General features: G+C 36.0%; 9 protein-coding genes. All 9 read right to left on the bottom strand.

Annotation, left to right across the window (positions count from 1 at the left end; genetic code table 11):
- Positions 1–334: 334 nt before the first annotated feature.
- The 9 genes from ACU1LP_RS14235 to rhaM all read right to left on the bottom strand — a co-directional run bounded on the left by ACU1LP_RS14235 (position 335) and on the right by rhaM (position 15,518).
- Positions 335–2,248 carry a hypothetical protein gene (locus ACU1LP_RS14235; protein WP_445736604.1) on the bottom strand — a complete coding sequence of 638 codons (1,914 nt, stop codon included), beginning with the start codon at positions 2,246–2,248 and terminating at the stop codon, positions 335–337.
- Between the two features lie 44 nt (positions 2,249–2,292).
- Complete coding sequence (locus tag ACU1LP_RS14230) at positions 2,293–4,818, bottom strand: glycoside hydrolase family 2 TIM barrel-domain containing protein (protein WP_445736603.1); 2,526 nt, start codon at positions 4,816–4,818, stop codon at positions 2,293–2,295.
- A gap of 16 nt (positions 4,819–4,834) precedes the next feature.
- Positions 4,835–7,438 carry a heparinase II/III domain-containing protein gene (locus ACU1LP_RS14225; RefSeq protein WP_445736602.1) on the bottom strand — a complete coding sequence of 868 codons (2,604 nt, stop codon included), beginning with the start codon at positions 7,436–7,438 and terminating at the stop codon, positions 4,835–4,837.
- A gap of 35 nt (positions 7,439–7,473) precedes the next feature.
- Positions 7,474–8,298: an acetolactate decarboxylase gene (gene budA / locus ACU1LP_RS14220; RefSeq protein ID WP_445734267.1), complete on the bottom strand. Its 825-nt coding sequence runs from the start codon at positions 8,296–8,298 to the stop codon at positions 7,474–7,476.
- Between the two features lie 91 nt (positions 8,299–8,389).
- Positions 8,390–9,910: a nucleoside hydrolase-like domain-containing protein gene (locus tag ACU1LP_RS14215; protein WP_445734266.1), complete on the bottom strand. Its 1,521-nt coding sequence runs from the start codon at positions 9,908–9,910 to the stop codon at positions 8,390–8,392.
- 51 nt (positions 9,911–9,961) lie between these two features.
- Positions 9,962–12,112 carry a hypothetical protein gene (locus tag ACU1LP_RS14210; protein WP_445734265.1) on the bottom strand — a complete coding sequence of 717 codons (2,151 nt, stop codon included), beginning with the start codon at positions 12,110–12,112 and terminating at the stop codon, positions 9,962–9,964.
- 3 nt (positions 12,113–12,115) lie between these two features.
- Positions 12,116–14,293, bottom strand: coding sequence for a glycoside hydrolase family 20 zincin-like fold domain-containing protein (locus ACU1LP_RS14205; protein WP_445736601.1), 2,178 nt, complete (start codon positions 14,291–14,293; stop codon positions 12,116–12,118).
- 93 nt (positions 14,294–14,386) lie between these two features.
- A complete protein-coding gene (locus tag ACU1LP_RS14200; RefSeq protein WP_445736600.1) occupies positions 14,387–14,947 on the bottom strand; it encodes a hypothetical protein in 561 nt (186 codons plus the stop codon).
- A gap of 256 nt (positions 14,948–15,203) precedes the next feature.
- Complete coding sequence (gene rhaM / locus ACU1LP_RS14195; protein ID WP_445734830.1) at positions 15,204–15,518, bottom strand: L-rhamnose mutarotase; 315 nt, start codon at positions 15,516–15,518, stop codon at positions 15,204–15,206.
- Between the last annotated feature and the right edge of the window lie 25 nt (positions 15,519–15,543).

The following is a 15,543-nucleotide window of genomic DNA, read 5'->3' as shown; positions in this document are numbered from 1 at the left end:
AATTCACTCCTCTAAAAATATTGCGCTCTGTCATTTGACAAAGATAATTTATTGCGACCTAAACGCTTATACCTATATAAATATTTAAAGGAGCGACTATAATGATTTTTCATTGCTAAATATATCCATCTGATTTAAGCAAACTATCCTGTACTATACGGTAAGGCACTTATTTTTATTGAATTATAGCAACAAATTTTACGTTGTATATGTTATTACTTACTTTTATTAAAAAAATAAATATCCTTACAACGTCTTGAAAGGAAAAATGATGCACTATCGAATTAGTGTATATTATGTTTTAATCAAAAATGGTTTGCTTTATTTTATTAAATTAGACCACTTTAATTATACATATTATTTCTTGTGTAGATTTAGGGAAAACTGCTATAACTGGAACAGCCTCTACCCCAGGCACCATATTAAAAACCCGTTCTTTTTCTGTTTTTTTAATCCTTAAAGGAACGTTTGCTTTTAATGAAACAATACCACCTTTTTTATGGATTTCAATATGATTTTCAGATAATTGAACGACTTTTTCGCCTGTGGCAGAAACAATCGGCAATATTAAAGCATCTCCATTATCATTGGTATTCGTTCTAATTGCTTTAATGACTGTTTTTTCGTTATCAAAAGCATATTGTAACTGACATTTAGCATGTTCTTTAACCGTTTCTTTTTCTCGATTGGTCAATGAGGCATCCACAACAAAATCAATAATACCATTTTTATCAGTAAATTGAACGGTTGCTTTCAAATCATGGATATTGGTAAACCACACTCCATTTTTATAACGCTCTATTCTTGGGGTTAACGTAAAATATTCTCCTGGCTGTGGTTGTTGGTTATTGGCTTCTACTAAAATATACTCCGCCATACTTGCCGTAAATATAGGCCCAACTTTTTCATGCCAAAGCAGTGCTAATGCACCTCCAGTAGCCGCAACAGAATATTTTGTCTTAAATATTTGATCGTAAGAAGAAATGGTAGCTCTCCAAGAACCTCTGGAAGCCAACCAAACATCAATTTCAGGAAAATGCTTAACCCCATCATTTATGGCTCTAGGGATGGGTGTGTTTTTTGTAAGTTTATTTGTTTTTTCAGGATGGTTTAACAAAAATGCTAAATTTTTAGCATGCGCAAAGGTATGATGAATACATGGTTTTACGCCATGTGATGCATAATGCAAACCTCCGGCTAAAAGTCCGTCAACAGTAGATGTTTCCAATAATTCTGTATGCAATATAACCGCAGTTGCGAACGCAGGGTTTCTATCTGCCAATAATGTGTAGGCAGGTTGGGACCCATCACAGGTTCTGCTGCCCCAATACGTCCATTTATTTTGTCTGGTGCCCCAACTGTTATCCCAACCGCCATCGGGGAGCATAAACTCTAAGTGTCCCTCTAGAGACTTGGTTAATAGCTTTAATAATTCTTCATCTTCTTCTAAAACCGCATATTGCACCATGCCGTTTAAGGTTTCTTCAACATTATACCCTAAATCAATAGGCATTAAACCCTTGGCACTAGGTTCGTTTGCTGGTTTATCTTCTCCAAAAAGCAGTTTATTGGGTTCTGTTAACCAATTTGGAATTTCAACAGCGAGTTCTTTACTTCTATTAATGTAAACTTCATTTTCAAAAAAGCGTCCTAAAAAATTAAGTGCATACATGGCGGTAAAGGCATAATTGATGTGACTATATTCAATGGTAAAATTTTTAAATATAAAATCGGCAGCCTTTTTTAAACGAAGTGTCCATTTTTCTTTGATCTCTTTTGGCAAGATATGACCGTGATAATACAGTGCTTCTCCCAATGCAATGGCTCCAAAAACGGTAATGCCTTTCCAAGAATTCGGGTCCGGGACCACCGTCCAACTCCCATCGGGCATGGAGACATTTTCCGACCATTTCATAACATCCATAGCGCCTTTTAAATACTTTTCATCACCTGTTTTATCTGCCATATACAAAAAGGGATAGACAGCATCCATACATCTTCCGTGGATTTTTTCACAGGCATGGCAATATAACGCACCATGCGTTTCAGTGTTTTCTGGAGCATCTATTTGGTCTTTCAACATAGCATCGGTCCAAACAGTCAATAAATTTAAAACTTTTATTTCAAATTCAGTCCTCTCTTCAACTGATGCGTTTTCTTTAGTATTTGTGTTTTTACACCCATAAAAAGGAATGCCCAAACTGATGCTTCCTGCTGCTGATAGATATACAAAATGACGTCTTTTCATGGTTTAATTTTTTAGTGACTATTTTTAATATGTTAATTTATTTTCTATTCTGATTGAGAACTTGTAATTGAAATTTCTTCGGATTCCAAACCTGAAGAAGACACTGTTACTTTAATATCTCCTGCCTCTTTGGTTGTTTGCAGAATCATCAAACATTTACCGTTAAAAGCCTTTCTTTGATTTGATTTATTAGACGTTAAATCCAATGGATCACCGTTTTCCAGACCTAAATTTTTAGCTGGCCCATCAACCGTAAAACTGATAAGGTTATCTGCGTAAGGCACAAAATTTCCATCTTCGTCCAGAATATTTACTTCAAGATGCACACAACTTACACCGTTAGCATCCACTTCTTTTTTATCTGTAATGACTTGGATTTTAGATGGTTTTTTTGCTGTTTTATAAATTTGTTCTTTTATAATCTTACCATCTGTTCTTGCTACCGCTTTAATTTCTCCCGGTGTATATGGGACATCCCAAGATAAATTCATTTTACCTTTATTGGATTTGGCTCCCAATGATTTGCCGTTTAAAAATAACTCCACTTCATCAGCATTGGAATAGGTCCAAACGGGAATTGTTTTGCCTTCCTTACCGGGCCACGTCCAATGTGGTAATATATGTACCATAGGTTCATCCGTCCACTGGCTTTTATAAAAATAATAGGTGTCTTTAGGGAACCCACACAAATCAATAATTCCAAAATTATAAAAACGGGAAGGCCATCCTTTGATAGCTTCGCCCAAATAATCAAATCCTGTCCAACGGAACTCGCCTGCAACATAAGGCAAGCTATCGGTTCTTCGCCAAGAATCACGGGCCGAAATACGCACACTGGAATTATCATAAGACGATGAATAGAATTCTGAAAACTCTGGAAAAACCTCTTTCTTCGTCAAATTTGGCACAGCAATACCCTGTTCTGGACTTCGCATATCTGTTTGTGTTTTATAAACACCTCGGGTTTGGAACGAATGCGGAATTTCTGTGGCTATAAATTTTCTATTGGGGTATATCGCCTTATCTTTTTCGTAAAAAACGGAACCGCCGCCGCCATTGTATCCGGCCACGTCCAATAACTCTGAAAACCCTGTGTCATTTGCCAAATGCATAAAACAACACCCCGCGGTAACGGGTCGTGTATCATCCAATGTATGTACCAATTCCAGTAAAGGTTTTAATCGTTCCGGACCTTCGGCGTAGCATTGGTCTGGGATTTCATTTCCCACACTCCACATAATAACGGAGGGATGGTTGCGATCTCTTAGAATGACATCCGTTAAATCGCGATTCGCCCATTTTTCAAATTCAAGATGATATCCATAAGGGACTTTTCCTTGATTCTGATAATTTTCCCATGGCCATGAAGCAATCCATTCATCAAACACCTCATCCATAACCATAAAACCCATTTCGTCGCACATTTGATAAAACTCGGGCGAAAATGGATTATGCGCTGTTCTAATGGCATTGCAACCCATGTCTTTTAGAATTTGCATCCTTCTACGCAGCACATCATCTGGTACTGCAGCACCTACCGCACCACCATCTTGGTGGTTATTAACGCCTTTAATTTTTATATTTTTATCATTCAACCAAAAACCTGTTTCTACTTCAAATCGAATACTTCGGATTCCAAAAGTGGTTTTGTATTCATCTAAAACTTTTCCATTTTCATGAATTCTATGAACCGCGGTATATAAAACGGGGTGTTCTGGAGACCATAATTCAGGTTTTTCAACTTTTAATTTTTCTTGTATCGTAATGGTATCATTTGAAGACAATGTCTTATCTATGCTTTTAGCAGATACAAGTTGGTTTTTTGCATCGAAAATTTCCAAACTAATAGTAACGGATTTATTTTCAGGATAAGCGTTTAAAATAGAAGATTGGAAATTAATGTCTGCACGTTCCGTAGAAACGTTTTCAGAAGTAATATAAGTTCCCCACTCTGTAACCGAAAGCTTATCTTTTATCTGTAACCAAACATTTCGGTAAATACCACTACCGGTGTACCATCTAGCGTTAGGCTGTTTTGAATTATCTGCTTTTACACGAATGGTGTTCGTACCTTCCTTTAAATAGGGCGATAAGTCATAAGAAAAACTAACATAGCCATTTGGACGTTTACCAAGATAGTGGTCGTTAATCCAAACGTCGCTGTCTTTATAAACACCATCAAAAGTAATGGAGACCAGTTTGTTTTTCCAGCTAGGATCATATTCAAAAGACTTTTTATACCAACCTACACCTCCGGGATAATAGCCACCAAAATGTCCTGAGGGATTATCTTCAGAAATCTCCCCTTCTATACTCCAATCGTGTGGCAGTTGTACGTGCTTCCAATGGGACTCATTGATACCTTCCTTCGAAACAGGGTCATTTTCAGCAAGTTGAAATTGCCAATGGTCATTAAAAAGTAGTTTTTGTCTAGAAAATTCATTTTCTGAATTTTCAAATTTACAACTGCTGAATACTGCTAAAAAAATTAAGATTAAGGCATAAAGTAGATGTTGCTTTTTATTTGATTTTTTCATTTCAGATGAATAAATAAAGTTTTTCGTTTTCATAAGTTAATTTGTTATTTTACTCTACTATAATCTGCTTCCCATTAGCCAACTTCGCTATACATTTTCCATTGCTATTTAACTGAGGTTCGGAATTTTCGAAACTAAGGTAAGCCGCAAAATTTTCTCCAGATATTTTTTTAATACTGTTATTTTTAAAGTGAAGTTCTTCGCCATTTCCAATATACATTTCGGTTAATTCTTCATTCCTATCTAAAGTGATGATTGCGAAAACACCTTTAAAAATAATACCGTTTTCCTTATTTTCATACAGCTCATGTTCTGCTTGTGTTATGATGTATTGTGTAATAAGTCCGTTGGAAGTTTTACTTTTAATTTTCAAGCCTTTATAGATACCATCTTGCATCAGTTTTTCAACAGATTGAACGGATTTATTATTAGGTGTTTCATTATAAGGTTCATAAACCACCACAAATGGTGCTATCCATGCTTCTCCGTTTTTTCTAATGACCAAAGTTGGGGTTGCTAAAGTATCGTAGGGTTTGGGTGCACTAAAGGTCAATGGTGCTTTTACTTTGGTATATTCCCTATCATCAAACCCTGGAATATGTAGGCTCATATAAATAGGTTTGCCATCCATTTTCTCCGTATTAAAAGTGGCTCTTACCTCTTTATTATATTGGGATGATGTTTCAACGTTCTCAAAAAAATGCCAACCTGGATGCCGATAGGTTCTATTCGCTACCCATTTATTATTGGCGTTCGCCATATAGCGGTTTGGTGTTGGTACTAGTGTTAAATCTTTATTCTCAAACACCAAGGCATCTCCAATATTGTGATACAAATAATCGTGATATTGATTGGGAAGTTTAGATTTTGAACGAAACACATCCACATAATATCCTGTAGTTTCCGAAGTTCTAATCAGCGCCAAAGTGCGTTGCTCTTCAGCTTCAGCTTTGTCGCCTTTATCATCCAAAAAACTGGTTTGGGTAAATGAAAAATTAGGCGACACCGCTTCTTTTAAAGGCATCGGTTCCATGGACACCAATTCTACTGGATTTTGTCCCAAATTTGCCCATCCGCCCTCACTTTGAGAATTTCCGTTGACAATAACCGTGTTGTGTGCCGCGAAAAGACGGGAGTAATTCTCGTGAAGATCCAATTTATAATTGCCATTGCCATTATCCACGCCCAACACCTGCCCTTTTCCGTACAATTCCATATTCATTCCTGTAGCATGACCATGCACCATGGCTGCGCCACCAACAAAACACATCAATCCGTTTTCTGGGTTTTCATCAGCACTTTCATTGCGTTGCAAAAAAACAGAAGCGTGAACCAAATTATCTGTCCGTGGTTGCTTCTGTGGTATAATTTCTCCTTTTAAATTTTCTGAATACCAGAGTAATTGAAGCGGTTCAAAATAAACCCTTGACGGGAAACTTCGCGGGTTGAGTTCATCTCTTTGATATGTATCTTCAGAAATTGCTGTAGCAATAAGATACCCGAAGGTTTTTTTATAGTCTGGAGTCTCCGTGATTTCCCCTAAATAATAAGCATATTCACAATATGCATAACTTGTACCACCAGTTCTTGGCGCATCTCCAAATCGTACAAGTTCGCCATTAGGGTATTTCATGGCTTCCCAACGGGATAATCCCAAGGGAATGTTAGGGTACTTTTCTATTAAATTAAGCGAAGGATCATATTTTGTTAGCATCGTCATCAATACCGTAGAATAACTAGCCACCGCATTGGAATAATTGGAAGTTTCAGGATATACATCGCCTGGATTCTTATAAAACGACGCAATGGTCGATAGTGGATCCTGTCTCGGGCTTCCTTCATTCAAATACACGTTGATGTACTTTTTTCTATCACTAACATTATCAAGAGCAAGAAGGTTCTGCACCATACTTGGGGCTTCCAAAACACTCCAATTGGAACCTGTCATGCCTTGATTGATGACCAACTCCACATAATTTTTGAATACTTTTTGTGCTTTGGCATTATTAAATAAAACCTTTTTATTTTTTACAAAATCGTAAGGCATGCCTCCTTTTTTGATAAAAGGTGTTATAAAATCGTAAATGATAGGTATTTGTGCGTTAATAACTCGTGATTCATACAAATGATCTTCTGGATAAATGATCCCATTATTCCCTGATTCAGTTGGATATGGAAGTTGTGAAATGGTTTCGATAAACGTATGCAAAATATCCAAACCGCATTGTGCATATTTTTCATCATTGGTTAAATAATAGAGGACACCACAATCTATGGCCACTTGTAAACTATATTCAATATATTTTTTTGGTGCAGATAGTTTTTCCTGAGGGCCCGTTCTTATAATTATTTTTAACGGCGGTATTTGTGTGGGTTTTTGTGCTTCCCAATTAAAGGGGAGTTTTTTCAAGAACAGTTCTGGACTTTTTTGATAGACATTAAAATCTTCGTCAGCTCTATTTAAAAATTTGGTATATAAAGACGTTGCCCAAGGTTCTTGTGCAATCTTTTCAAGAATTTGACTGCGTTCTGATTGCTTAACCCAAATAAAAGGTCTTTCTGCTTCCTGAGCTAACAGATTGGAAATAAAAAACAGCATGAAAATATTTAAAACCAAGTATTTTCTTTGCAAGGAAATGAGCTGTTTTTTCATGATTTTTAATTCTACTGTTTAAAATATAACCGTCATTATTTTTTTTTGTACTGAAACTCCTTTTCAAAACCTACGTTTTCATAAGCTTCAGTTTTTGGTAAAACAAATTGATATTCGTTCATTTGGTCTAACTGTACAGTCAGGTTTTCTGCTTCAAATTCCATAACATGTCCTGCAAAAGTTCCGTCGTCAGACACAAAATGAAGATGATACCCAGCAACGTTTATATTCCCAATAAACTCAGGACAATAAAACCCAACCATAGTTCCAGAAAAATTTTCTCTTTCAAATAGTGGTCTAGAAGGAATTAAAACATCCAATCCTTTTTCAAAAGGTTTGTCTTGTTTATGTAAACCACCACATGTTATTTTTTTGAAATTTCCATGAATTTTAAAGGCATAAAAAAAGTTTTTTGAGGGCAATTCGGCATTGATAAGATTTCTTAAAGTATCATAATTAGCAACTTTGCCAAGTAAAAATTCCTTATCGCTATCAAAAAAAGCGGCATTAGCATAGGCTATTTTAACATCATCATTTGGTGTAACAACAGTGCCATCTTCTTTCGCCTGATACAATTTACCATCAAGCATAATAAGTTCGCCGTCCAAAAAATTATAAGAACCCAAAGCCATATCGCCTTTAGTTTTAAGATGGGCTCCATTTATATCGCCTTCAAATATTTTATTTACAAATGCCCACCAAATAGAATAATGGTAAAACACATCGGATGTTTTATCATTTGACATTTTCTCAGATTCTATATTTTCGTTTTGAGAAGCTACTTCTAATTTTTTGTTTTTGTCGGCACAGGACATCAAAAAAAATAGCGATACCCCATATATGATTAATGCTTTTTTCATAATTATATTTATTTGATTATCAATAAATTAATACAAACTTCTTAATCTGTTTTTCTATTTCAGTTTGTTTATATTATTTATGCTAAAATCCTTAATAGTTAGTAACAATTATTACCATGCGTCGATAATCTACCAATGGAACAATCTGGCTATTATCATGCACTTCCAATATAACATGCAGCTCTTTACCCGCTGCATCTTGCGGTATTTTAAAAGATGCCTTAAGCTGAGTGTTATTTTCAATTTTTATTGATTTTTTGTACGGTTTTTTTCCAGCTTCTGGATATATCCACCACTGATAACTTAAGGTATCGCCATCGGGGTCGCTTGATCCGGTCGTATCCAATTCAATGGTTTCGTTGTAATTCGATTTTGCTATTATTATTTGATCTGAACTATCGGCATTTAATACCGCAATAGGATGATGATTCGCTTTGTCATAAGGTTTAACGCACCAATCCATGCGTGCTTTTAAATCGTTCCATATGGCTTTTCGCCAGCGCCAAACTGGGGTATACATATCTGCATATAGGTTTCCATCGTCAGGATTTGTCCATGTATCTACAATGTCTTTTCCATCAGCATAGGCTGCATAAGGGATATATTTTTGTTCTTCGGCTACAATAATTGAAAAACCAGAAGGCGGATTTTGTACTTTCTTTGCAGAATACCTTCCATTCCAACCGCCCCAAGAGGGTTGAGATATATCTGATAATCCCGGATTTACAAGTCCTAACCAAGGAATCGTTCCGCCGCCTCCTGCGAAATGATAAGTTCCAGCAACTTTTCTGTCGGGATAAGCTTCACCTAGTTTGCCATGATTAGTTTGGACATTTTCTTTTAACCATTGGTGTTGACCGACTGGGGTATAATCGTATGGTTTCCAAGTATTGGGACCAAGGTTCGTATTTGAAGGCCCACCAAAACATCTGTTCTGATCCGTACCTCGAATCCAAAATATATCAGGAAATTCATGACAAATCCATGCTCCACATTCATCCTGACCTGAATTATCATAGACTCTAATTTTTGAAATGAAGGCTTTCAATTCATCTTTAGAATGTTCTGCTCTATACGCATATAATGCCTGTGCCAATGTATTCATGCCGCCATTCGACAGAATAAAAAGAGGTCTTTTATCGTCTTTTAGAGCGGCCTCTATAATTAGTTTTGCACCATCACTGGTTCTCTTGCCAACATCTTTCATACCATTTCCTTCCTGACCTGAAGCTACAATACTGTGTAAATATTCAGGAGTTTTCCACCCTTTCGCATGCAACTGAAGATTCGGATATACTTTTTCGTAGGCATCAATGTAATAATGAAACAATTCAGGCATTAACACTTTGACTGTATCGGGCGGATTGGGTCTAAAATAGCGCCCAGAAACCGCTATAAGTCCTTCAAGGTCAATTTGATTCGAGCTTACCAATAAATGAACCAGTTGCTGCTCATCATCAGGATCATGACCTATATCTGCCAATAAAATAAACCTGTTTCTACTCTTGCTTTGATCAACTTGAAGATCATCTGTAAATTTTATCTTGTCAGATTTCGTAGTTTCATTTTGAGAAACTACTTCTAGTTTTTTGTTTTTGTCTAAACATGACATTACAAAAAATAGTATGAAACCAGATATAATACATTTACTTTTCATATTATATTAATTGGATTCGGTTTGAGTAACATCCAACTCTTTTAACCATTTTAATTCCGCTTCCACTTCTTTTTGAATAATGGACCAATGGAATAAATTACTATCCTCATGATACCCTTTATGCTCTATGGGAACAGGATTATATACAGGTTTTGTAACAGCAACTAACTTAGACCATTTTTCAGTGGCCTTTTCTAACCATGTAATAGCTTCTTTATGGAATTTTTCATCCTTGGAATCTATATATTGCTGATAAGCCACAGCAGCTTTTAGTTTATCTGAAAAATACAACCCAAGGTATGCCCAAGCCTGTATATCTGACTTTTCATAAAGTAAATCAACATTGGTTTCGGGTTTTATAGACTCCACGGCTTTTAAAGCTTCATTACAAAATGAAGATAAAGAATCTGCTAATTGGATGGGGGAAATTTTCCCAGCAATTTCAGTTTCATTTCCATTTAAATACGTTTTCACACCAATATAGTCCGGATCCATAGGCGTTTTATTGGCAAGTGTTTTAAGCGACAGTAATTTTACCGCTGGTGGTCGTCCTTCGTTAAAACCAATCATCCCTTCAGAATAGAGGGTGAAATCCCATGTAGCATTCCAATACGAAGCAATAATCAGCGGTACTTTACTCACTTTACTTTGGGCTTCAAATAAGGTTTTACCATGCGTGGGAAAACGGGTTTCAAAAGCATCTACAAAAAATGAATCGGGGGTTTTAGGATTGTATAGCAAGCGTCCCCATGCTTTGTAAAACATCCACTGGCGTTCAAAAGCATATTTAGTTGAAGCACCTTCTAATGAGGTTATATAATCCTTTGCTGGAATATACGTTTCCGAACCTACATAATAACCGTTAACATAAGGGTGTACATTTTTTTCAATATGTTCCCTAATAAAATCGGTTTGTCCCCAACGCAGAATGAAAAAATCCTCGTTGCGCATCATCCAAGCCAGATAATAATTTTTTGGCAGCGGATTCCAATAGGTATCGGCAAGTTCACCACCATGCACTTTTACCAATGTTGTTGAAGAATGGCCGTGCGACCAATTAAACTTCAATTCTATGTTTATGGGCCCATCAAAACAAGTCAACGTGTCTAAGGTTTGTCGGGTTAATTTTTCAACAGAAACATCTGTAGAACCAGAGCTTGCCGTACCAGCAGAAAGCGGCACCCGATGGATAAATTTTATTTTTCGTTTCGCTTTTCTGGCGCCTGCAACCACGGTTTCAAGAATCCATTCTTCACGTTCTTCAGCAGTCATACCGCCCATGCCTTCTCCTAGAGTGATTCCTAAACCTGTTAAATCCGGATAATCATCAATGGTTTTCCTAACAGCTTCGCGCATGTAATCTTTAATAACTTCTGAAGTATCTCCATTACCCAAATGGTTATCCCTATTTTTAGAAAGATCTGACACATTATAATGTTCAGCAAACGGCTTTGTAACAAAAATATTCCAGTTAACCATGTAGGTTTCTATGCCTCTATCTTTTGCCATTCTAAAGAGGGTATTCCATAGCTTTTGCCATTCTACTAATTCCTCATCTGAAAAATCACAAGCTTCTGGATACTTCTCCGTTTTTACCATTTTACTGAAAGGATGTAAATTCCATAGCGTAAGCTTGTTAAATCTATTTTCAGCCATCATATCCAGAAAATCTCTCCAAAAAATAGTGTCTTTACAAGTCTCTGTATGTTCTCTCAATGTTTTACTAGAACGATACGCTTCCCATGGTAAATTGAATTTTAAAGCCCTGAAATCTAAATTTGGTGCTTCTTCTTTACTTTTTACTGATTGGTTTCCCGTTTCCAGTTGTTCTTTTACATCTAATAACCCATACATTACACCCGTGGCATCGCCTCCAGTAACCCTAACTGTTTTATTGTTTGTTTTAATTGAAAATGCTTCATGCTTTAAGTTTGTTGAATCTATCAAGGTTTCAATATTCAATACCCCTTCATTGTCAACCATGGCAATTTTGCTTTCTTTAGCAAATGATTTCAACTTATCAATGCCATGCAACACTTGAGGTACGTTTAACTCGTTTTGAATACTGATGGTAAAAGCCTCTTCTTTACAAGAAAATAGGCTGATAATAACCAGTAATACAATCAATATTTCTATTTTATTTTTTCGAGTTTTCATATTTTAATTTTGTTTAGCTATTTCAATATCATCTTTAACCCAAGTGGTTATTTTTTTCCAATCTACAATTCCAACGCGGTTCGTCCAAAGCGGATTTTTATTTTGCTCAAGTGCTTTTTTTGTAAATTTTTCCCAATAACCCAGAGCCTTTGTTAACTCATCAACAGCTTTTTGTTGATAGGTATTATCTTTAGTTTCACGATACATGGCTACATACGTTGCACCTGCAATTTTATGGGCATAATATTTACCCATATAAGCGACTGTTTGAATATCATTAAGTGTGTATTGAAGTTCCTTATTGTTTGCTGCCTTTAAGGATTTTAAATTTTCAATAGCAGCATCTGCACGTTGGTGTAATTCTTTAGAAACCGCTAGCGGACTTTTAAGTGTTGAAGTACTATCAGATACTTTCATCTTCACATAATTCGGAATATTTTGATACCCTGAACTAGGGTGCGTTCCCAATGTAATAAAGCGATTCACATCATGAAATTCTGTAGTATTCTCTGCAAATCTAGGATGACTAAAGCAACCTTCAATATACCAGTGAAAATCCAAACTTCCCCAATGAAAACCCGTTGTTATTGGATAAATCATAGAGGCATTTTCCCATGCAGAAAAAAGTGCCTGTGCATCAACATTTGGGAAACGGTCTGCAAGCAAACTACTAAATCTATCGTTGGTCAACGTCGGGTCATAACTCAATCTACCCCACAGCATCCATTGATACCAATGTTTTACAACTTCCAATTGATTAGGGGTTTCTGGGTTTTTGGTTAAAAAATCACGTCCCCACACCCATTGGTCAGATCCAAAATAAATGCCTTTGGAAACGTCGTGTGGTATGTTTTCAATAAATTCCCTCACAAAATCTGGTGCGCCCCATCTAAAATAAAAGGTATCATCGTTACGAAGTCCCCAAATGGTTTTCATGTCCCCAATATCCTCAACAAAATTTTCGTTCTCATGATAAGGTTGTTTGGTTGCACTGTAAACATGGGCTTTAGCATATTTAAAGCAGTACAAAAACTCTATATTTTTTGCATCAATAACGTCTTTAAATTTTTCGGCAATTTCTTTGGCGCCCGTTTGGTGTTGCCTGTGTATAAACGTAAATTTTCTGTCTAGCATTTCTGCTGCAGCATCCAAAATGCCTTTGGCGTAGGTATCATAAGCCCAATTCTCCCTGTCTTCTTCCGTTGTACCTTGCAAACCCATATTCTCACCAGTGGTTAAGCCTATACCCGCTAAATCTGGATAGGTTACAAATAATTGCTTCACACTTTTTCTAAAATAATTTTTGGTAATGTCATTGTCCATTTTATCGGTGATTCCATATTTACCATCGGTGCCATAATCAAAAATATTCCATGTTATAAAATGAAAATCGATATTACGCTCTTTACCATAAGCCATCACTTTTCTCCAAAAGTCTATTTTTTCATCGATGGTGATTTTCTTAACAATCTCAGGATTATCTAAAATGTCTGGCGTGCCCATACCAATCCCGTTCAAATTATAAAGGTCTTTCCATGTGCCAGTTGACCGTTGCACATCCTCTAAAGCAATATCTTCATAACCCGGTACTTTCACTAAAGATGGAAAAGGATGTAAACTCCACAGCGAAATGTAGTTATAACGGTAACGCGCCATGGTATCGATATAATCTTTCCAAAACTCGAAATCCCACATCACGGGAATGTTTTTCTGACCGGCATCACTGGCATCAGAATAACTTGGTGTACGTACATCCAAAGGAATGTTGAATTTAGGCCCTCTCATTTCCATGTACGGATTTCGGGTTATTTCTTTTACACCTTCAAAACCATACAGCTTTATTTGTTCTGCTAGTTCCAAGCTACCATACATTAATCCAGCAGTATCAAAACCTATAACAGTAATCTTATTTTTAGCTTTTTTAATTGAAAAACCTTCTTTTTTCAAGTCGTTTAAAGGTTCTATTTTTAAAAGAATATTGGGTTCTTTACTATTTGCGTTATTTATAATAACATAATTTTTACCCAAAGCTGATTTGATATCCTCTAAAGCAAAATCAACCTGCGGATTGTTAGATGAAGAATAAATGCTTATTCGTTTATCTTGAGCAGCACATCCAAAAAACAACAAACTTGTAATAGCTAATAAAACATATCTGCTTTTAAATAGTTTTTTTTTCATCCTAGATTTATACTTTTAAAGGTTAGAGTAACTAAAAATAAGTAAACTGCAACAAGATTGTATCCTGTACCATGCTGTATTGTATTGATAGTTTTATTTAATGATTTTGATACCCCATCTAAATTCACAAACAGTTTCCAAACCTTTTTCTTGATGAGGCCCTTCTGCTATTTTATTGCCATTAAAAAATAACTGCCACTTGTTACCATCATCCTTCACATGAAGGGTAAAATCTTTTTTTAAGACATGTGACGCGATTTTTCCATCTGAGTTTCCGCGTGATTGGTACCACAATTCACCATTCTTCAACAGTTTAATATATAGCTGTGGATGTACTACCGAGCTATTAAACACTTGGAATATACAAACCTCTTCTTCACATTTCACAATGTTGTAGGTACCAGTAAATTCATGAAGCTCCCCCTTCTTCATTTGAAGTTTGGTATGTGCCTCTATTCTGCAATACTTCCTTTCATTCCGTGTATTGCAATCTCCGGGATGCAGTTTGAAAATTTGTGTATTCCCAACCTCTTCATACCAATTTGTGTACTTATGGAAATTTTCACGCTCCACACGACTGTTATCGAACGTGTGAATCATAATATTCTGTGGAATGCCACCGTCTTGGAATGGCATGATACCTATAAAAGACAAAAGGGCTAGTTTAATGAATTGCATCGTTTTAGGTTTTTACACCAATTGCACATATAAAACAGTCCAATAAACTTGTTCTTTTTCGCAATAAATCTTCAAAAAACAGTTCCGTAGCTATGCTATGCAAAGGTTTTTTTCATCGTCTTGACAAAAAATTTATTCGTTTCTTTATACTATTTTATACATACAATTGGTATTATAATTTCATTAAAATTTTCAAAAGATTAACTTATCTATTTTCCAGCTTTGAATCACTTTACTCCATATAAAACACTTCTTCCAAAGCTGTTGATATGGGTGAATTATCGGGATTCACTTCCATAATATCTGCCATAAAAGCCCACCATTTTTGTACAATGGGATTGTTTGACAAATCTTGGGAACCCCCTGTTCCTGATACTTTTTGAAAAGCGAAAAGGATATTGGTCTCTTCGTCTAAAAAAATGGAATACTCACTAACTCCGTTATCTTTCAAAAGTTTTTTAAGTTCTGGCCAAAGAGCGTCATGGCGCTTTTTATAAGCATCTTTCTGCCCCTCGTTTAGTTTCATTTTAAAAGCTAGTCGTGTCATAGTTATTTTTTAGTTCGTTATTTAT

It is taken from the genome of Mariniflexile sp. (genome assembly GCF_052728615.1).
The sequence above is the reverse complement of the archived record's forward strand: the minus strand, read 5'-3'. Positions and strand labels throughout refer to the sequence as shown.